A 20247-nucleotide genomic window follows, 5' to 3' on the forward strand; every position below is an offset into this window, starting at 1 on the left:
TTCGAATCGACACAATCAACCTGCGTGCCAGCCATGCCAGCGGCGCAGGGCCTGGCTCAAACGTTTGTCGTTTATGAGGTTCAAGCCAATCAGCGGGGACTGCTTCTTTGCCTGCTTGTCCAGAGCAAAGCTGCCCGGTGAGCGTCAATCACACACGTTTTTGCAAAGTTGTGGCAGAGTACCACAGGCAAATGCAGAACACGACCCTTGCGTTCTCCCTCGCAGCGAAGACGCGCGCAGGCAAACCGCCGTCGGTCAACGCCAACGATCGCGGACGGACAAAGGCATTGCTTTCTTGTCACCCTCCTGATTAGATTGTCCGTGCACGTATTGGTATTTCTTCGGTGTGCAAACCTCGTCTGGAGGCCGCGTGCCGCAACGACTCCCTCTGTTCGGGCATGAAGCCGGCCCGCGCGAACGTGTCACCCCGCAGTCTGAAAGGCATTTGAATTCATGAGACGAACACTGCTGCTCTTGCTTGGGGGAATGGCGTGGCTGTCCGGCCTGTTGCCTGCCGCCGCACAAAGCAGCCGGTTCACTGATGCCGCTGCCGTGCGCGCCTCGATTTCCGGCGAGCGCATTTACCGCCATCTCGCCGTGCTCGGCAGCGACTCGCTCGCCGGCCGCGGCACCGGCACTCGCGGCGGCGAGAAGGCCGCGGCCTATTTGGCGCAGCAACTCCAAAGCTTCGGACTCCTGCCGGTAGGTGACGACTGCTCCTACTTCCAACAAATCCCGATGCACGCCAGCAAGCCGCTGCCCGGCTCCAAGCTGCAGCTCGTGACCAAAAGCGGATCGGTGGATTTGGTGCTGGGCGCGGATTACCTGCTTTACAACACCGGCGCGCAGACTTTCATCCCCAAACCCGTGCCGCTGGTATTCGTCGGCTATGGCATCAGCGCGCCGGAGTATGATTACAACGACTATCAAACGTTGAATGTCGTGGGTAAAATCGTGGTGTTCCTCTCCGGCGAACCGCACGCGCATGATCTTTCCTATTTTGAAGGCGAGGCTGAAACCGTGCACGCCCTGCCGGAGGTCAAGCAAAAAGTCGCACTCAGTCGCGGTGCGGTGGGCAGCATCATGATTCCCTCGCCCCGCCATCCCTTCGGCCGTGACTGGCAATATTGGTTGGATCAGTTCGCTTTCGAAGACGTCAGGCTGTTTTATTCGGCGACTGGCAACCTCAGCGTGGTGATGAATCCCGCTGCCGCCGGCCGTTTGTTCGAAGGCGCGGCATACTCCCTCGCGGACGTAGTGGCGATGGAGCGCGCCAATGCGGTGCGCAGCTTCGGCTTGCAGGTGAGCGCCTCCTTTCGCGGCAGTTTTCAACAGCGCGATTTTCTGGCGGCCAATGTCATCGGCCTGCTGCCGGGCAGTGATCCCGAGCGGCGCGATACGTTTGTGGCGATCTCCGCGCACTACGATCACCTGGGTGTGGGGCCGGCGGTGGCCGGTGATTCCATCTACAACGGCGTGTTCGATAATGCCGCGGGTGTGGCCGGCGTGTTGGAAATCGCGCATGCCTTTGCGGGCCTGTCAGAAAAACCCCGGCGTTCGCTGCTTTTTCTGTTTTTGACCGGCGAGGAAAGAGGTTTGCTTGGCTCGACCTATTACGTCGATCATCCGGTGAAACCACTTTACCGCACGATTGCCAATCTCAACGTCGATGGCCTGGCGATGTTCGATACCTTTGCGGACATCGTGGGCGTGGGCGCCGAGCTTTCCACTCTCGGCGATTTGCTGGTGCAGCTTGCCGCGGAGATGAACCTCACGGTCTCGCCGGTTCCCGCGCCGTTTGCCGAGGCCGCCTCTTTCGGCCGTTCGGATCAGGTGGCCTTTGCGCGCGGCGGCATTCCCGCGCTGCTCATCATGGAAGGCCTGCAATACCACAACACGACTGCCGCTGCCGGCTTACAGCGCATGCTCGAGTGGGGCCGGCGCTTCTATCACTCGCCCTCTGATGATCTCCACCAGCCGATGAATCTCGCAGCCGCCGCGCAGCACACGCAGATTCTCTTTGCCTTCTGCCATCTGCTCGCCAACCTGGAAGACGAGCCGAAATGGAAAAAGGGCACGCCCTATCTCAACGCGCGACTGCAGTCGCTGGCGGAAAAACGGTAGCATAAAGCCATGACCATGACCACACGGAAGCGATTTCTGTGCCTGCTGTGTTGCGGCCTGCAGGCTTGCGCTGCTTCCCGCGAGCTGGCGCCGTCCGCAACCAGCATTCGCATCAAAGGCTCGGACACCATGATCACGCTGGTGCAGCGCTGGGCGGAAGAGTTCATGCAGCGCCATCCCAGTTTCGCGGTTTACGTGGAGGGCGGCGGCACGGCAGCGGGCATCGCCGCCTTAATCAAGGGGGAAGTGGAAATCAGCGCCGCCTCGCGGCCGCTGCGCGCAGTGGAAGCGCGGCAGCTCGCGGTGCGACATCACAATGTCGGCGTGGCTTCGCTGGTGGCCAAGGATGGTCTGAGCATTTATTTGCATCCCGGCAATCCCGTGCGCAATCTCGGTCTGGCGCAGGTGCGGGACATCTACCTGGGCAAGATCAAATCCTGGCGTGAGGTGGGCGGCCGGGATGAGCCGATCGTGGCGTTGAGCCGATCGCCCAACTCCGGCACCTATCTTTATTTTCAAGAACACGTCTTGGACGGCCAGGCCTACGGCAGCCACGTGATCAGTCTGCCCACCACCGCTGCCATCGTGGCGGCGGTGGAGAAAGATTCGACTGCGCTCGGCTATGGCGGAATCGCCTACGGCCGGCAGCTCGTGCACTGCAGCATCGAGGGCGTCAGCCCGACGGTGGCAGCGGTGCGCCGGGACCTTTATCCGATCACGCGCTATCTCTATCTCTACACCGCTGAAAAACCGCGAGGCGCCGCCAAGCTTTTCATCGATTGGGTGCTGAGCAAGGAGGGGCAGAGGCTGGTGAAGGAGGTGGATTATGTGCCGTTGTTCGAGGTGCCGTGAGATTTCTTCCAAGATCGCAACGCCATATCTGATTCCTCTTCCTCCGGCAAGTTTCGCAAGATTGAAAATACTCCCGCGAATTTTCCCACAGGTGAAGAACAGCCGCTTCCCCGGCCAATTCACGTTTTACTTAACCTTTTGAAAAACCGTCGGCGCCCTCTTCACTCATGCCAGATCTCTATCTGGCACGCGAATTGTCCCGATTCGAGCGAGCACGAGGTGCTTTTTTTGGGGATGAATCCATGAGTAGTTGTTCATATAAGCAAACAAGCATAGCGAGGTGAATGGCAATGAGGATTCAAGTATTCGGGCCGGGTTGCACCAACTGCAAAACCCTCGAACAGCGCGCGCGGCGCGCGGCTGAAGAAGTCGGTGTGGCGGCGGAGTTCGAAAAAGTCACAGAGATCGAGGCAATGATCGCAGCCGGCATCGTGCGCACGCCCGGTCTGGCGATTGACGGTGAGCTGATGAGCCAGGGCCGCGTCAACACCGTCGAGGAAATCAAGAATATGCTGCGGAAGTTCACCGCAGCCGGGAGTTGAAGAGATGGCCACCTATCTTCAAGCCCTGCAGTTGCGCTGGCAGAGCTGGCTGCGCGCAGAGCCGGAAACACGGGAGGAGTGGAAGAAGTTTGTCTGGCTCCTCACTGCGTTCCTGGCTTTCTATCTCCTGCCCCTCACCTCGGCAGATGCGACCCGCGCGCTGGCTGGTGGCTTGGCGTTGCTGCAAGAGTATGCGCGCCGGCACGTGCTCACCTGTTTGGTGCCGGCTTTCTTCATCGCGGGCGGCATTGCGGTCTTTGTGAAAAAAGACTCGATTCTGCAACTGCTCGGCCCGGCGGCGAAGAAGTATATCGCCTATCCGGTGGCCTCGATTTCCGGCGGATTGCTGGCGGTATGCTCCTGTACGATTCTTCCTCTCTTTGCCGGCATCTACAAACGCGGCGCCGGCATCGGCCCGGCCGTGGCGTTTCTTTTCACCGGCCCGGCCATTAATGTGACCGCGATCATTCTCACCGCCTCCGTCATCGGCGTTGATTTCGCCATCGGGCGCTTGCTCTTCGCCATGACCATTGCCATCGTTGCGGGAATCGTCATGACACTCGTTTTCCGTGATCACGATCGCAAAAACAGCGGGGCTTTCACGACTGGCATGGGTGACGAGGCGCCGTATTCCAATCTTGCCATCGCAGCGTTTTTCATTTTGCAATTGGCCATTCTCGTAGTTTTTGGCCTCGGCATCGCCAAAGGAGTGAAATATGCGATTGCGGGTCTCGCGCTCCTTTCGCTGTTGTGGCTCGTCTTCAAACATTTTGCCGCCGAACACAATCGCCGCTGGATGGCCGAGACCTGGGATCTTTCCAAGCAGATCATGCCGTATCTGTTCGGCGGCATCTTTCTCGCCGGCGCCATCGGTGAGATTCTGCCGCAACGCTGGGTGACGGCCACGGTCGGCGGCAACTCGCTCGCCGCCAACGCCATTGCCTCGATTTCCGGCGCGCTGATGTATTTCGCCACGTTGACGGAAGTGCCGATCATCCAAAAGCTCATGCAGCTCGGCATGGGCCGCGGCCCGGCGATGACGCTGTTTCTCACCGGCAATGCGCTCAGCATTCCCAGCATGATGGTGCTGTTCAAGCTCATGGGCGCGAAACCGGCGATGACCTACATTCTCACGGTGGTCGTGCTGTCGATTGCCGCCGGGCTGCTGTGGGGAAATTTTTCTCTCTAAAAATGACGTAGCCCTCGCCCCTTGTGGGCGATTGTCATATAACAGTCTTTGACAACGATCCACAAGGGGTCGGGAATACAGATAATGGAGTGTAGCCATGTCCAAGACCGCTTATGATTTCAAAGCCGCCGTTTTCAAAGCGCTGGCGCATCCCAATCGCCTGCGCATTCTCGCGGCTTTGCGCGCTGGGGAGAAATGCAATTGCGAGCTCGGCCCGCTGCTCGAACTCGAGCAATCCAATCTCTCCCGGCACTTGCTGACTTTGGCAGAGGCGGGATTGGTTTCGGCGCGCAGAGAGGGCGTGCGCCTGATCTATCGGGTTACGGATCCAAGCGTGTTCGCGCTGATCGATCGCGCGGGTGTGATGATCAAAAAGGCGTTTGCCCAGCGCGCCGAGTTGTTGGAGATCTTGTGAGAATTTTCCACGAGGGAATTCGCTGGTATTCCACTATCGACGCCGAGAAGGATCTTCTTAATATTGAGCGCATGGTAAAACAATTGGGGCAAAACAATTGAACTTAGCTACGCTCAGCGAATTAAGAGTGATTCATGACTGATTTCGTACAGCAACTAAGCGTTTGGCAGGAAGGCTCGCCGACGATGTCAGGGGGGTGGAAATATCGCATTACCGGTGTTGCAATCGTGACGGGATTGCAATTGCTCGGTCTGTTTCAGATTTCCATGCTGAATTTTGCCGCGTTTGGACGAGAATTTGAAGAACATGTGTTGAATCAGTCCGATAAAAATTGATCAAACCAAGTCTTTGCTGACGTATTCTATGTGGGCGTATTTGGGCGTGGGATCGATGCTAACATTGCTGATGCTGCCAGGAGGTCGAATTTCACCGATGTCATAATATGGATAACTAAGACCATAGGCAACGGCGAAGCGATCGTAAAGTTGCTCATCCAGAGAATCAGCGACAAGATTGGCGGGTTTGGGAAGATCGATTATTTTGAGACCGCGCGTGGCCATTGAGGTTTGCCAGCATTCATGCAAATCATCCAACACCCGACGATAAATCGACAGCGATTTTCCCCCGCCGCAAAAGAAAATCGGCAACCCCGTTTTCCATCTTTCAGAGTTCGGATCGCGGTTCTTTTTCAATGATTTTAAAGTGCGATGGACGAGGGCCCGGCAGCGCGTATAAAACTCTTCAAGAATATCCTTCTCGGCATCAGTACCAAAATCAGCCAGGCGCGGAAAGTATTCCGGAAGCGAAGCCATAATGGGCATGGCGAGATCCTGCCGGCCGGCGAGATGGCTGAACCAGCGCGTGACATGTTCTTTGATGCGCTGAACACGATCCAGATGGCAATGATAAGCGCCCAAATGATCCAAATCGGAAGTCAAAAATGAATAACGATCTTCCCCCTCTTTGTTGTGCAATATGAATCCGGAGATATCAATCGTGCCGGCGCCGATATCAATGAGAACATGCAAGCCATTTTCCCGCAGATTGGATTTGGCATATCCCAACACTTCCGCGACAATCTCCGGCATCACATTGATGGCATCGGATTCGATGTCGATCCTGTTGTTTGGTTTCCACCTACCCTCGAAATACTGCCAGATTCTCGCCAGCGATACAGATTCTGTTCCGAGAGAAAAGCGCCAGGCATCCGCGGCTATGCATTTGAACAATTCCCGCCGGTCGTGATCGTCATAGCCGGGTGAGGGAATGCCGATATTCAGATGCCAGCGTATGCGGAAATTACCGTAGATCTTGCTTTGCGTGGTGAGAAACCATTGCCGCGCGTGTCGAAGCACCAGAGCAATGTAGGCGATCGCCAACGTCCGCGGTGTTATGGCAAAATCAGACAACGATTCGCCTATATCCGGATTTTGCAACAGCCTCAGTTTGATCCCGGAGGTGCAAAGTGAATTCAGGTCGGTTGCAAGCGAACAGTTGCCCTGCCTATCATAGTAGAGTTTCGTCGGCAGCAGATGGGAGTTGATTGGATGGCCCAGATCACCGAAGGGCACCAGCATGGCACGGCGATCGGCAAAATAGGGACTTTGCAAAACCACTTTGCTGCAGGAGGTGCCAAAATCAATCCCGATCACGACATCACAGATTTCAGCATGGTTGGTGTTTTGAAACTGAGTGGCATTCGCTGGAGGCATCGTGGTCCCCAATTTTTAATTACTCGACTTTGACGATTCCCGTACAGATCAATTCCTTGCTGTGAAAGATTTCGCGACGCTGGCGGATTTCAATCATCTTTCGTTCCACTCGATTTCTCAACTTGATCATTTTGCCTTCCGTCGCTTTGGCGAGAGAGGCTCTCCCCAATCTTGTGTGCTTTTCGAGAACGTCATTCAGTTTTGCCAGTTGATTTTTCAGGTGCCGATCCAGGGTTTTTTCCTGAATATCAGCACGATCGGCGTTTTTGTTTTGCATTTCCGTGACATACGCCTCATACAATCGGTCCGAATGAGGAAGACAATAGTTCCACGCATAGTCAGCCGCCAAATCGGGGGAGATCATGTATCGCGCCTCCAGCCAGTTGTTGCCATGGAGCGCCGCGGTCAAGACCAGTTTTTCGGCGGTTTGGTCGGGCAAGAGCCGAGCCGGAGTTTCCATGGGCAAAGCAGCAAAATGGAGCTGTTCGATCTCCTGCAAACCACGAACGCGCCATTTTTGCACTGTAAAGGTATAAGCACCCCCGGTAAAATCAGCAGGCAAATAGCTAGCATTGAGCCTGACGCTCACAGCGGGATAACTGTATTCTTCATTCTTTTCAATGGTGTGGCTGACAAACCGGACAAGTGGATGAACCTGATTGATGATTTCTGCCGGAATGAGGCGGGATACCACCAACTTGTTTTCGAAACGGCATCGAATGGGAGCCGGATCATTTCGGATGAGTACGGTTGAATCCGGATATCTCGTTTCCTTCAGGAATTGCTCCAAATCATGCTTGGCCGGGTTGGTCAATTGAATTTCATATTCCAGCTCATCTTCTTTCAACTGCTTGAACCGGCAGCCCGGGTAGCGCAATCCGAAGAAATCGGTGATGTAAATCTGAATATCTTTGGCGTTGATCCAGCGATTCAAGTCTCTGGCAGCATTGATTTGGTGCAGAATGTAATCGCCGTAGGCGACCAGTTGTGAGGCATTCTCCTCCAGTTCTCTTTCCATCCTTTGCTTGTTCTCGAGCGCGAGAGCAGCTTGATCGATGCGCGCATTTTCCTGCTCCGGAGTGAACTGCCGGCTCAACAGTTCATAAGTCAGTTTTTCGATCTCCTCACCGATCACCGGCTCCAATCCGCCCAACGCATATTCGAACACATGCAATCGTTCGAGCAATCTGGAATAGACACGTCCATCGATGGTGTCTTTGTAAAATAGATTCCAAATGAGAACTTTTTCCGCTTTTTGTCCCAATCTATCGACGCGTCCGATTCGTTGCTCGATCCTCATTGGATTCCATGGTAGGTCATAATTGACGATGATGCAGCAGAACTGCAAGTCAATGCCCTCACTGCCGACCTCGGAAGAAAGCAACACACTCGCCCCCTCTGGCCGGGCAAAATCTTTGACGATGGCGTCTTTGTCGAATTCTTTGCCTCCCATCATCAATGTAGTCGTGATGCCAGCTTTACACAACCGCTCGTTTAGATAATCGAGCGTTGCGCGAAAGCGTGAGAAAATGATGATTTTTTCATCTGGATTCTTATCGAGTATTTTGGTGAGAACCTCCCGCAGCCGGCCAAATTTTGAATCATGCGCTTCAAGTTCATCAACTCGGCCCAAATTCCCGACTTTGCTGATGATTTCGAGCACCAGCGGCCCGACGGTAACGTCTTTTTCCGGGTCGAAATCTTCATCGGTGCTGAGGCAGGAGAGAAGCTCATTTTTTCTTTTTTGCCATTCCCGCAAGGCTGCTGGCATGGAGCTGCACATCTGCAGTTGCGGAGTAACGAGCAGGAAGCCTTCGTGGCGGTCATATTTCGCGCAGAATTCACGAACGAGATTGGTGACCTTTTCATAAAACGCAGATTCCGGCGGGGAAAGCGGAATTTTCTCAGCAAAGGGTTCGCGCAGCACGCGCCATTCCGTGACTTCTCTTTTGCGCGTACGCGTGACGGCATGGCCGAGGATGTTCATCGTATCGAGACGGTACGCCAACGCACTTCGCCTTTCCGGATCACGAAGTTCTTCGTCCGTGGGTAACGCGGCAATCAACGCCTGCAATTGGCGATTTTCTGAGAGAAGTGGATGTGCCTTGGCTTGATTGAGAAGCTGTAGGAATTCCTCACGGAAGAGCTTTTTCAGCAGTACCTGTTCTCGCGCGCGGGTCAGAGGCGCATTGGCGCTGAGAATGTTTTCAAACTGCGTGGGATGGTTGAAGGTGTCTTCATCAACAAGATTCAGGAGTTGATACAAGTCGTTGCTGCGAAGATGCACCGGGGTTGCGGAGAGCAAAATGGTATAATCTGAAACGCCACGCAAGAGCCTGCCCAACGCCGCAGTTTTGCCTTCGGGGTTGCGGAGCCAAGCGGCCTCATCAATAATGAGAACATCGATCAGCGGTTGATCGTGCGCCTGTTCGGCAAGAAAACGACAAAACTCAGATGAGTGACTTCCATCGCCACTTTCTTCACGATCCCATCCTTTTCTCGGCCTGAGGCCTTGCATGCTGGCGATGATGGCGAAGGAAGCATATTGCCCTTCCTGGCGTGCATTCGCCAACGCCTGTAAGGCTTCTGCGGCATCGAGTATCTTGGCTTCAATGCCAAAGCGTTGCCGCAGCTCCAATCGCCATTTTTCCCGCAGCACTGCCGGACAAAGCACGAAGAGCCGTCTAAAATCATAACGCATCCGCAATTCTGTCCAAATCAGACCGGATTCGATCGTTTTGCCGAGGCCGACTTCGTCGGCGATCAGTATGCCATTGGTTGCAGAGTTCAAAAGCTTCAGGATGGGCTTGAATTGGTAGGCGTAGAAATCCGTGTTGGTGATTTCCATGCTGTAGATGAGATTGGCCAATCGGCCGCTCAATCGTACATGGGTTATGATCCGGCGTAGATCTTTGGCCAGACTCAGCTTTCCTTGTTCGAGCAAATCAAGCGGGTTCTCACGAAACTGCGGGGGAATCTCAAGTTGATCCTCGGGGACGTATTCCACATTGTTCGGAAACCGAACTTGAATGAGTTTTCGGTTGGCAGAAGTTTTTATCCTACCGGTCGTAACGCCACTTCTGCCTGGGTCTGACTTAAGTCGTACCAGCGTTCCTGCTTCCATGATTCTTGCTCATTGGAAAATTCTTACTCAGTCTGATACCAATGTTTCGTAACAAGCGGAGATTTTTGATGTTGTTGTCATAAACTGTAGAGTCAAAAAGTGGGATTTGCGTATTCAGCAATGCAGCGTGGCTATTGCGATGAATTGGATTTGTAATAGCTCGCAGTCCTTTGGAGGCAAGAATCTGGCAAGGTGGGATTTGAATTGGCGTGGTCGCGTTCTCGTGGGGCAAAGTCCCTTGGGCTTATGGCTCTTTGGATGTGCACATCGAGGGGGAGAATTGAAGGCGAGGCATGGCCGGCTTTCCGGCCTACTCCAACAGCACCAAATCCGCGCGAATTTTGGCATACCACTGGCGCAGCGACTCCTTGCGCCGCGCGGCATTGGCATAGGCATCCCCGCCCAGAAAACGATCGTGCGCCAGCGCCTGGGCGATTTGCGCCGCGGTCTCATCGAGCACCGCATCGAGTCGCTCGACCCGCAGAGTTGCGTCCATCAGTTCGAGCAAAATTTCGCGGTAGCGCCGGCGATACTCCGGCGCGCGCAACAGCCTCTCGCTGAACTTCGGCTCACCGAAAATCGAGCTGCGCGTCGGATGAATCTCCAGGAGATGATCGACATCCCAGGGAATGATCCGAAACGGATCTTCCGGCCGGCTCTTGTGCAGGCGATAATTGTTGATGTAACCGTCGAAGTTGTGCAGCAGCACCGACACCGCGAGATAACGCAGCCAGTTTTCCGCGTCCACCAGCGGCGCAAGGCGGGCCGGCAATTCCTGCGGCTGGCTTTCGTCGAGCACGCGAATCGTTTTTTCGAGATCGCCGAAATAGTCCTCGCGCTCGCCTTTGTTCTCGAATCCCATGCGCACGTCATAGCCCTCGGCAAAAGAGAGCAGCGCATTGGCGCGCGTGGCTTCATACAACGTGCCCAGCCGCTGGCCGCGCCGTGCAAAGAAATCTTCGTCGATCGGCTCGATCAAGAAATACAGCCCCCAATACTCGCCATTCACATAGAAGGTGACCGGCTGCACCTCCGGCGTCTGCAGGCCGGCTTGCGCAAACGCGTAGAATCCGATAATGGGATTGAAGCCGGTGGGATCACCGGATTGCGCGCTCAGGCCGTAAAAGCGATGCCCGCGAAAACGCCGTTCCTCCAGAAATTCAAACGTGACCGATTTCTTGGTGTTGTTGATCGAAGTCTGGCCGGAATACCGCACTTTGATCTGCCACCTTCGGCCCTCGAGTTGCAGCTCCGCCGGCACTTGCAGCCGCGCGTAGACATTGCTGTTGAGCGTCCCGTAGTCTTCGCTGGTCAGCCGCAATTCCACCTTCGGCAATCCCAAACCATCCGCCTCGACCGGCGTGACGATTTTGCTGCAACCCGCCAGCGCCAGCGCGAGACCGGCTGCCAACATGCGGCAGATTTTTGCAGGCCGGTTCACCATTGCAGTTCCATTTGCAGAATGCCATTGCTGCCCACCGCGCTGCGCTCGCGGTGATGCGTGGGCGTGCTGGTGAGCTGGAAATCGACATTCATGCTCAGGCGCGCGTTCTTGGCAACATAAAAGTTCAAGCCGGCCAGCGCAGAAATCGTATTACGGCCGATCTCCTCGAGGTCACGCGCCAGAAAACTCGTCACCACCACCGGCTCAACTGCCTTGAGCAGCCGGCTCGCGATTTTCAGGCGATGGGCGTAGAGCAGCTTGCCGCCGAGGAAATGAACATTCCTGCCGTCGCCCACGCGCTTCTCGACTTCGGAGGCATGCGGATCCATGCCGGTGATGCCCTCGATCTCGACGTGATGCGCCTCCGTGTCGCGCACCAACTCCAGCGCCGCCGCCCAGACCGTTTGCGTGCCGCCCTCGATCTTGTCGAGCTTCACCGTGCCGCTGCCGCCCAGCGCAAAGGAGCCGAGCGTGTTGAGGCGCGTGAGATGTCCGATCACGGCAAAGTCGTTGGACTCATTGTAGCCCAGGCTGGCCGAAAGGCCGAGGGGCCGCTCTTGCGGCCGCGCTTTGCGATGATAGCGCAGATTCAGCTCGCGGCCGACCAGGCCCAGCGGCTCGAGGTATTGGTAGAGCAGCGTGCGGTCCACGGTGCGCAATTTCTCTTTGGACTTTTGAAACTCATAGCCAAAGCGCTTCTTGCTGTGCCCGAATTCCAAATCGACGGCCTTGCCGAGATCCGCAGTCAAAAAGGCCTCGCGCAACTCCATTTCGTGGGTGTCGGATTCACCGCGGATATCGATTTGCGCATCGAAGGTGTCATCGATCTTGGTTTCAAACTGCAGCTTGGCACGATAGAACGATTCACTGTAGGTTTCGTTGTAGGTGTATTCCGCGCCGACGCGCAGCCAGCCGGAAATGCTGGTTTTGGATTGCGCCGCGCTCTCCGCCGGCCAGGCGAGGAAGAAGGCGGGCAGCAGCGCGGCAATGCCGGTACAAAACGGGCGATTCTTCCTATACATTCGCAGTCTTCCTTTCAGCGTGAAAAGTGGCGGCCGCAATGTTCGAAGTTTTTGCCAATCATGCAAGCGATAATCCGCAAACCCGCGGCATTTCGCCCAAAAGTTTCCCTTGAAATTGCCGGCGAGAATCAATATATATGCCCGTTCTTTTTGCCAGGCCGAAGAGGACTGCCGTCGAGGCCCAGTTGGAATGCGCCCAAAGATTCACCCCTGCCGGAGTGCCCATGAAAAGCTCCCTCGCCGCATTGAAGCTTCTCGTCGCCAGTTGTACGCTGTCGGCGGCCGCGGCTTTTGCCCAGCCCCCAGCGCAAGAGCACACCTCCTCGCCGCACCTGCGTGCGGGCCATTTCGTCTCGGACTCGCAAAGCCCACGGTTTTGGGGATCGCTGTTCGCGGGCGCCCGTGCCAGCGTCAGCGCCTGGCAGCTTCCGCTGTTTGCCGCGAGCCTGCTGACCGAGCGCCAAAAAGCTGGCAACGGCTTGCCCATGCCGCCGCTCGAAGTCGACCATGAAATTGCCGAAGAACTCTCACGCCGCGATGGCGCCAGCTCGCTGGGATCGATCAGTCCGCGTTACTATCCACTGTTGGCGGTGCGCGGCCGCCTGGCCGGGATGATCTTGCTCGACGCGCTCACCGGCCAGGACTATTCGCCCGCGAGCTATGCCAAGCTGTTCCGCTTTCAACAAGCGGTCTATTTCAACTCGGTGGTCACCCACTTGGCGAAGCGCAATTTCAATCGCCGCCGACCGGATGGCTCCGACAGCCAGTCGTTCTTCTCCGGACACACTTCCACGGCGTTTGCCACTTCGACTTTTCTTTATCTGGAAGTCCGCGATTTCATCGCCGGCGAAACCCGGCAGGGCCGCGACCTGCCGCTGCTGTCCGCCGCGCAATGGCAAGCGGCCTCGTTCGGACTGCTGTACGGTTGGGCCGCTTATGTCGGCTACTCCCGCATTCATGACAACAAGCATTATCTCAGCGATGTGTTGGTGGGTGCGGCGAGCGGCACGCTGGTGAGTTATCTTCTTTATCCCCACGAAAACAGAAAACCCTCGCCCTCCCGATTCGCGCTGGGTTTCGTGCCGCTGCCACGCGGCCCGGCCATGGCCGTGAGTTATTCTTTCTGAGGCGCGCCTCGGCCGGTACGGTTTGCCGGCCTGCACCCCGCTCACTTCCTTCTGTACGGGCCTGATTGCATGCAGCGATCACCCCGACCTTCCTTTCCCACGTTTTGAAATCACCTCTTGATCGGCGCCACCCGGCCAAAAAAGGGCTTGCGTTCGGCAATTCTTTTGATATATTGTATGCCAATAATCGCATACAGGCATACAAAATGACGACCATTGCCGAACTCTGCAAGGCGCTGGGGGAGGAGACGCGTTTGCGCCTCGCCCATCTTTTTCTGCAAACCGATCAAGACATCTGCGTTTGTGAAATGGTGGATACCCTGAAGCTGCCACAGTATCAAATCTCCAAGCATTTGACCATTCTCAAAAACGCCGGGCTGTTGCGCGCCAGCCGCAAAGGGACGTGGGTCTATTACAGTCTCAATCGCGAGACTTCTGCGTTTTGGCGCGACCTGAGCCGAGTCTTGCGCCGCCATCTCGATCATCCGCCGTTCACCCACGACGCCGCCGAGTTGAAGCGGCGGCTGGCTCTGCGTGAGAACGGCAAATGTGTCGTCGGTTTTGTGGCAGCTCGTGCCGTGCATTCTTCTACTCGTTCGAGAAAGGCCAGCTAATGCTCCCCAAAACCCGCGTGATCTTCATTTGCACCCACAACTCCAGCCGCAGCCAGATGGCCGAGGGCCTGCTGCGTCAGCTTGCCGGCGACCGCTTTGAGGTCTACAGCGCCGGCACGGTTGCCACCCGCGTTCATCCCCTGGCCATCAAAGCCATGGCGGAAAAGGGTATCGACATCTCGCAGCAGACTTCGGATCATCTCGATCAATACATGGGCATGGAATTCGACTACGTCATCACCGTCTGCGACCACGCCAAAGAAGCCTGCCCCTATTTTCCCACCAACAAGGCCCGGTTACACTGGAGCTTTCCCGACCCTGCGGCGGCCACCGGCACGGAGGAAGAACGGCTGGCCAAGTTTCGCGAGGTGCGCGATCAAATTGAGCGCCGGCTGCCGGCCCTGCTTTGAGAACTGTGTCACCGTTCCTGAAGGTGCCGTTGAGAAATCTCTCCGGCTGCCTGCCCAATCACGAAGTTCAACTTGAAGTGGGAGCATGTGATGAAGCTGATGCGACTGCTGGAAAAACTCCAGAGTTTCAGATTCCTGCCGTTCTTTGTGCTGATCAGCATGGCGGTGGGAATCGGCCTCGGGAAATTGTACGGCATTTCCAATTTCACCCTCACCCCGCCGATTGACGCCCTCCTCGCGATTTTTCACGGCACCTACACGTTCTCACTGGCCAACACCCTGGCACTGGGCGTTGTGATCGGCCTGTTTCTGATGATGTATCCGGCCATGACCAACATCAAGTTCGAAGATCTCGGCCGCGCGGTGAAATCGCCCAAACAATTGTTGGTGGTCTTGTTCTTCAATTTTGCCATCGCGCCGTTTTGGATGCTGCTGCTGGCCAACTGGTTTCTCGAGCCCGGCAGCGATTTTCACACCGGCCTGGTGCTTTACGGTCTGGCGCCGTGCATTGCGATGGTGATTATCTTCACCTTTCTTGCGTTCGGCAATACCGCCATGGCCATCGTGCTGGTGGCGATGAATTCCATCCTGCAGATGATTCTCATTCCCGTTTACGCCCGCTGGCTGCTGGGCGAGGTGCGTTTCGACGTCTGGCTGGTGGCGGAAAGCGTCGTGCTCTATCTCGGCATTCCGCTGGTGGCGGGATTTTTTACCCGGCGCTGGGGCATGAAAAAATACGGCGAAGCCGGCTTCAAGAAGGTCAAAACCTATCTCGACAGCCTTTCCATCATCGGCTTGTTGTTCACCCTCATCGTCATGTTCGCGTTGAAGGGAGATTTGATCGTCGCTGAGCCCGGCATCATCCTCAAGCTGGCGATACCGATGACGTTGTTCTTCTGGAGCGTTTTCGGCGTGGTTTATTTGGTGGGATGGAAGCTCGGCTTCACCTATGAAGACGCGACGGCGGTCGCATTCAACTCCACCGGCAGAGATTTTGAGATTGCCATCGCCATTGCGATCACCGCATTCAATCCGGCGGTGGCGCTGGCAACGGTGGTCGGCCCGCTCATCGAAGTGCCGGTGATGCTGGTGCTGGTGTGGCTGGCGCGCGCGACGCAACGGCGGTTGTTCGGCGAGCCTGTCTTGCCCCGGGAAATGCCCGCGGCCGCGACAAGCTGAGCGCGTCAAGCCGGCTCCGAAAGGGAAGCCAACAAAAAGCCTGCACCGCGTTTCGAGCTTGGCGAAGCCGGTGGAGGAACTGCGAAGTCTGCCGGACGGAGAGGACGGACGCTGCAACCCGCATGGGCGCGGGGCCGAGGCGGACAAGGACCAGGCGCGTTGGCGCGCTATGATTGTGAACTGCCGGCAAGCATCTGTCTGGCGAAGCGCACAAGCTCCTGCACCTCGCGGGCAATCGTCTCCGACAACTCACGTTGTCCTCGTATCGCCTTCAGCATGGTGGGCACTGACAACACCTCCTCGAGCGTGCGGGCCAGGGTGAAATCGGCACTGGCGTTTTTGCCCACAAACTGCGCCAAAAATTCACCGTCAACCGGCGGGCCCTCCTTGAGATGGACGCGGGAGATCGCACCCTCGGGAGTGATCCCCACCAGCAATCCGGCTGCTGCGCGGTTGAGCGTAAGAGTCTTGTGGAAAACAAGTCCAAGAAGCTTTTCCTCACCCGGCGCATAGCCGGCATCCCACGCTTCGCCATACGTTCTGCCTGCACTCTCGCCGGCGGCTTTGAGGACATCGGCGCCGGGAAAAACCAGGGCACCATCCTGGGCCGTCAGTTTCGGCTGTGCCAGTGCCGTCACGAACGACGCCAGGAGAGCCACTCCGAGTCCGGCGAATGCCGGTGGTGTTCTCATCGCTGGGCTCCTTTCGTTGATCTTGAAGCAAAACGCCCGGACCTGCGAAAGGCCCGGGCGAATCTCACCTTGAGAACTCGTCAAACCTAAAACTTCAAAGCCAGTCCGAGCGAATAAGTCGTGCCTTTCAGGTTGCCTTTGACTTTCCGTTCGTTCTGGGTGAATTCCTGCTCCTGGCCGAGAATATCCCTGGCAGTCAACTTCAATTCATAACGTTGCCCGAAGTTTTGCGCCAGCGTCAGATCCAACAGGTCACGGGGCAGTTCCAGAATGTCGTCATCATACAGTGAGCCGACCTGCGCGATACGCTTGCCGAAGCGGTTGTAGAGCAGGTTGACCGAGGTATTTGCCCGGCTGTATTGCAGGCCGAGATTGATCATGTAGGGCGATTGACCCTGCAGACGGCGATTGTTCTTGGCAATGGCGGTGGTGGAGCCTTTCAAGTCGACGCGCGATTGAATCCAGGAATAGTTGCCGGTGAAGGAAAGGTCGGAAAAAGCTGCACCGATGAAGGCCAGCGACTTTCTCATTTCCAGCTCAAAGCCGTAGTTTCGGGCCCGGTCGGCATTGCCGAAGCTGCGCGTCAACTCGGTCGTCGGCACAATGACTTCTTCAATGGCGTCGGTGAAGTGCTTGTAGAAGATACTGGCCGACAGCATCTCCCCGATGTTCGGGAAGGTTTCAAGGCGAAGATCGAAATTGCGCACCAGCGTGCGGCGCAGATTCGGATTGCCGTAAACCACGCTGACCGTCGAGAAATCATAGAACGCAAAGGGCGCCAATTCACGAAACTCGGGCCGCGCCACGGTTTGGCTGAAGGCCGCCCGCACGTTGGAGGCGGGTGAGATGGTGTAGGTCAGATTGACGGACGGCAGGAGGTCGGTCTTGCTCAAATCCACCCGGACGGCGCGATCCTGCAGATCGAAGGAATTCAGCTTTTGTGAATTGTCCTCGATTCGTGCTCCGGCAATCAGACGCAGGCTCCGGCCGCCCACCGTGAATGGCGCATCGACCATCAAGTAACTGGCGGTGAGTTGCTGGCGCGCATCATATTGGTCGGAGCGGTTGGTAATCTCATCGATTTCGAAGCCCCGCGCTCCGATGTTGTCGGGCACAAAGAGCGTGCTGAGGTCAGAGTACAACAAGCGGAAATCGGTTTGCGCCGTGGTTTTGAAGGCGAAGGTGCGCGCGGCGAAACTGCGGTCGCTGTGATTGATCAGGCCGCCGAACTTCACCTTGGCATTGGCCACCGGCACGGTGAAGTCCGAGGCGAATTCACGGTTGTCGTCGTCAAGCGTGGCGAAGAAACGGCCGCCACTCGCGGGATTGGGCACAAAGGAGAGATTGGCGACATAGGGATCGGACACGTTTCCGATCTCGCGCTGGTAGCCGACGCGCCGGTAATCGGGTTCGTCGCGCCTGGCTTTGCCGTAGGAAGCACGCCAGTTCCATTGCAAGCCGGCCAGCCGCGGAAAGGCATGGTCGCCGAGAACTTGGCTGGAATAGGAGAGGCGCGAGACAAAACGCAAACCGGTGTTCTTCTGATCGGCGGAATAATCGTAGTTCGTGCCCAGCAGCTCCACGACTTCATCCTCGGCGGTGCGGCTGTAAAGGTTCTTCGCGCTGATTTTGTGAAAATCACCCAGCTTGTAGGTGAGATTCAGCAAGCCGCCCCAGAGGGTGGAGAATCGGTACTCGGTGCCGCGATACTCGAACTGCGGCGTGCCATCGAAGTTGTAATCGTTGCGCACCACCTCGACCCGGTCGAAACCGTTGCGATAGGAGAAGGCGCCGACATATCCCAGGGTGTTGCCGAGCACCTGCTGCGCATTGCCCAGGGAGATCATGTAGCTGCTGTTGGGGGCGGCCGTCCTGTCGGTGACTGCCCAGTTGTTGCGGAAGGAACGGCCGATCGCCTGCAGATCGCTGCGGGAATAGTTGCTGGAATTGACTTTCACCCCATTGACGGTGCCGGGCAATTCCCGCGTGCCGTCGTCTATTCCGAGAAAGTCCCACTTGCCGCCCGCGTAGGTTTTGAAATCCGCCATGGTTGCCCGGCTGTTGTATGAGCCGCTGGCACTCATGCGGATGGTCAGTTGCTCGGGGAAGTCGATGGTATTGATCTGCACCAGGCCGCCGGAAAAATTGCCGGGCATGTTCGGGGTGAAGGATTTCGAGATGACGGTGTTTTCCAGGAGATTGGAAGGCAGCATGTCGAAGGCATAGGCCTTGCGATCGGTTTCCGTGCTGGGCAGTTGCGAGCCGTTCAGCAAGGTGTTGTTGTAGCGCTCGCTGGTGCCGCGCACGTATACGAACTTGTTATCCACGATCGAAACACCGGTAACCCGGCGCAGGGCATCGCCCGTCGTGGCATCCGGCGTCCGCTTGATCTGCTCCGCCGCGATGCCGTCGCCGATGGCGGCGGCCTTGCGCTGCTGCTGCAAGACGGCGCTCTCCGCGCTCATGATGGCCGTGGCTTCCACCACCACTTCCTCGCCCTGCAAGGCCTCTTCCTGAAGAATGACGTCGATTTTGATCGTCTTGCCCGCTTCCACGGCGACGTTGTTGACCGTCTTGGTCGTGTAGCCCAGCAGCGAAAAGCGGATTGAATAGGTGCCCGCCGGCACGTTGCGAATGAGATAGTTGCCGTCAATGTCCACCGCGGCTCCCAGGCTGGTGTTCATCAGTACGGCCGTGGCGCCGATGAGCACATCGCCTTTTTCCGCTTCGGTCACCCGGCCGGAGATTTGGCCGGTGCTCTGCGCCAGGGCCGGCACTGCCACTGCCAGCAGCATGGCGAAGATCGTTTTGGTCAGATTCCGCATAAACTCACTCCCTCGAATTTTGAGGATGAAATCGTGCGCTCCACCGAGGGCCCGTTCCATCCCGGTTCATACTCTTACGTGGGACCTTTTGCTCTGCCTTGCCTCTGCTGTTCATCCTCTGCCATGCGCTCGTACTCTTACTCACAACTCCTTCCTGAATGTGAGTAAGAGCACGAGCAAGGTAAGAGTATGAACAGCAATTCTCGAATGTGCTGCCGGCCGGGGGCGCGAACTCGGCGCGCCGCCCGCGGCCCAGCGGCTTGTCCTATTTCACCAACAGCATGCGCTTCACAGCACGATAGTCGCCGACTTGCAGACGATAGAAGTACATGCCGGTCGCCAATTGGCCGGCGTTCACGATCACTTCGTATTCGCCCGCCGCTTGCGCCTGATCCACCAGCGTCAGAACTTCATGGCCCAACACGTCGAAAACCTTCAAGCTCACGTGGCCGGCACGGGGCAGCGCGTAGACGATGGCAGTCGTGGGATTGAACGGATTGGGGTAGTTCTGTTCGAGTTGCAAGGCAGCGGGAATCCGGTTCGAGGCCTGTTGCACTTTCACGCCCGTGGGATTGCGATAGCTGGCGAACTGCGGGTTGTAATTGGCCCAGTTCGCGTCCCAGCGGGTATCGCCAAAAGCGCCGCGAAAAGTCGTCGCCGTGAAGAAGGCGTCCGTCAGTCGTGCGTTGGCGAAGTCAGAACCGGCAAGCGCGGGCGAGCCCGGCATCGGCATGAAATCAGGGTTGGTCAAGTTGAAGGGGTTGCCGAGCTGCACTTCCGCGGCGGTTGCCAAGCGGGTGTTGCCGAAGGCGGGCGTGTCAAACCAGGCCAGAGGCGCGAAGCCGTTGGAGGCATTGGTGGTGACGGTATCGCGGCCGGCGAGAATGACATTGCGAATTTGCAGCAGGCCGTTGCTGGCATTGTCGGCCGTGGCATTGGCATCGATGAAGATGCCGTTGCCGGGCCAGCCGAGCAC

At 56.9% G+C, this 20247-nt stretch carries 17 protein-coding genes; 10 read left to right on the top strand and 7 right to left on the bottom strand.

What is annotated here, in order from left to right:
* Nucleotides 1-453: 453 nt before the first annotated feature.
* From L6R21_06150 to L6R21_06175, 6 genes are all read left to right on the top strand, one after another.
* On the top strand, nucleotides 454-2124 hold the full coding sequence (locus tag L6R21_06150; GenBank protein MCK6558764.1) for a M28 family peptidase: 1671 nt from the start codon (nucleotides 454-456) through the stop codon (nucleotides 2122-2124).
* A 9-nt stretch (nucleotides 2125-2133) separates the two neighbouring features.
* Entirely contained in the window at nucleotides 2134-2976 is an 843-nt protein-coding gene (locus L6R21_06155; GenBank protein MCK6558765.1) for a phosphate ABC transporter substrate-binding protein, read from the top strand.
* Nucleotides 2977-3266: 290 nt separating this feature from the next.
* Nucleotides 3267-3518 carry a thioredoxin family protein gene (locus tag L6R21_06160; GenBank protein ID MCK6558766.1) on the top strand — a complete coding sequence of 84 codons (252 nt, stop codon included), beginning with the start codon at nucleotides 3267-3269 and terminating at the stop codon, nucleotides 3516-3518.
* A gap of 4 nt (nucleotides 3519-3522) precedes the next feature.
* Nucleotides 3523-4707 (top strand): permease, encoded by a 1185-nt coding sequence (locus L6R21_06165; GenBank protein MCK6558767.1) that lies wholly within the window; start codon nucleotides 3523-3525, stop codon nucleotides 4705-4707.
* Nucleotides 4708-4804: 97 nt separating this feature from the next.
* Nucleotides 4805-5122: a metalloregulator ArsR/SmtB family transcription factor gene (locus L6R21_06170; protein ID MCK6558768.1), complete on the top strand. Its 318-nt coding sequence runs from the start codon at nucleotides 4805-4807 to the stop codon at nucleotides 5120-5122.
* Between the two features lie 134 nt (nucleotides 5123-5256).
* Entirely contained in the window at nucleotides 5257-5457 is a 201-nt protein-coding gene (locus tag L6R21_06175) for a hypothetical protein (GenBank protein ID MCK6558769.1), read from the top strand.
* Here the strand turns inward: L6R21_06175 and L6R21_06180 are convergent, their stop codons facing one another.
* From L6R21_06180 to L6R21_06195, 4 genes are all read right to left on the bottom strand, one after another.
* Nucleotides 5458-6834, bottom strand: a complete 1377-nt coding sequence (locus L6R21_06180) for a hypothetical protein (protein ID MCK6558770.1) — start codon at nucleotides 6832-6834, stop codon at nucleotides 5458-5460.
* A gap of 19 nt (nucleotides 6835-6853) precedes the next feature.
* A complete protein-coding gene (locus tag L6R21_06185) occupies nucleotides 6854-9958 on the bottom strand; it encodes a DEAD/DEAH box helicase (GenBank protein MCK6558771.1) in 3105 nt (1034 codons plus the stop codon).
* A gap of 310 nt (nucleotides 9959-10268) precedes the next feature.
* Complete coding sequence (locus L6R21_06190) at nucleotides 10269-11372, bottom strand: CotH kinase family protein (GenBank protein ID MCK6558772.1); 1104 nt, start codon at nucleotides 11370-11372, stop codon at nucleotides 10269-10271.
* Between the two features lie 23 nt (nucleotides 11373-11395).
* Entirely contained in the window at nucleotides 11396-12424 is a 1029-nt protein-coding gene (locus tag L6R21_06195) for a hypothetical protein (protein MCK6558773.1), read from the bottom strand.
* Nucleotides 12425-12648: 224 nt separating this feature from the next.
* Here L6R21_06195 and L6R21_06200 point away from each other — a divergent pair, with 224 nt between their 5' ends.
* From L6R21_06200 to L6R21_06215, 4 genes are all read left to right on the top strand, one after another.
* Entirely contained in the window at nucleotides 12649-13551 is a 903-nt protein-coding gene (locus tag L6R21_06200; GenBank protein MCK6558774.1) for a phosphatase PAP2 family protein, read from the top strand.
* A 206-nt stretch (nucleotides 13552-13757) separates the two neighbouring features.
* A complete protein-coding gene (locus L6R21_06205) occupies nucleotides 13758-14165 on the top strand; it encodes a metalloregulator ArsR/SmtB family transcription factor (protein ID MCK6558775.1) in 408 nt (135 codons plus the stop codon).
* Nucleotides 14165-14575 carry an arsenate reductase ArsC gene (locus L6R21_06210; GenBank protein MCK6558776.1) on the top strand — a complete coding sequence of 137 codons (411 nt, stop codon included), beginning with the start codon at nucleotides 14165-14167 and terminating at the stop codon, nucleotides 14573-14575. Before L6R21_06205 ends, L6R21_06210 begins: the two co-directional genes overlap by 1 nt.
* A 90-nt stretch (nucleotides 14576-14665) precedes the next feature.
* Entirely contained in the window at nucleotides 14666-15754 is a 1089-nt protein-coding gene (locus tag L6R21_06215) for an arsenic resistance protein (GenBank protein MCK6558777.1), read from the top strand.
* A gap of 167 nt (nucleotides 15755-15921) precedes the next feature.
* Here L6R21_06215 and L6R21_06220 read toward each other — a convergent pair whose 3' ends face one another.
* The 3 genes from L6R21_06220 to L6R21_06230 form a co-directional block, all read right to left on the bottom strand.
* Nucleotides 15922-16446, bottom strand: coding sequence for a hypothetical protein (locus tag L6R21_06220; GenBank protein ID MCK6558778.1), 525 nt, complete (start codon nucleotides 16444-16446; stop codon nucleotides 15922-15924).
* 86 nt (nucleotides 16447-16532) lie between these two features.
* Nucleotides 16533-19271 (bottom strand): TonB-dependent receptor, encoded by a 2739-nt coding sequence (locus L6R21_06225; GenBank protein ID MCK6558779.1) that lies wholly within the window; start codon nucleotides 19269-19271, stop codon nucleotides 16533-16535.
* 265 nt (nucleotides 19272-19536) lie between these two features.
* Nucleotides 19537-20247: T9SS type A sorting domain-containing protein (locus L6R21_06230; GenBank protein MCK6558780.1), on the bottom strand; the 711-nt coding region annotated here is incomplete at its 5' end.

Source organism: bacterium (genome assembly GCA_023150945.1).
Lineage (GTDB): Bacteria > Zhuqueibacterota > Zhuqueibacteria > Zhuqueibacterales > Zhuqueibacteraceae > Coneutiohabitans.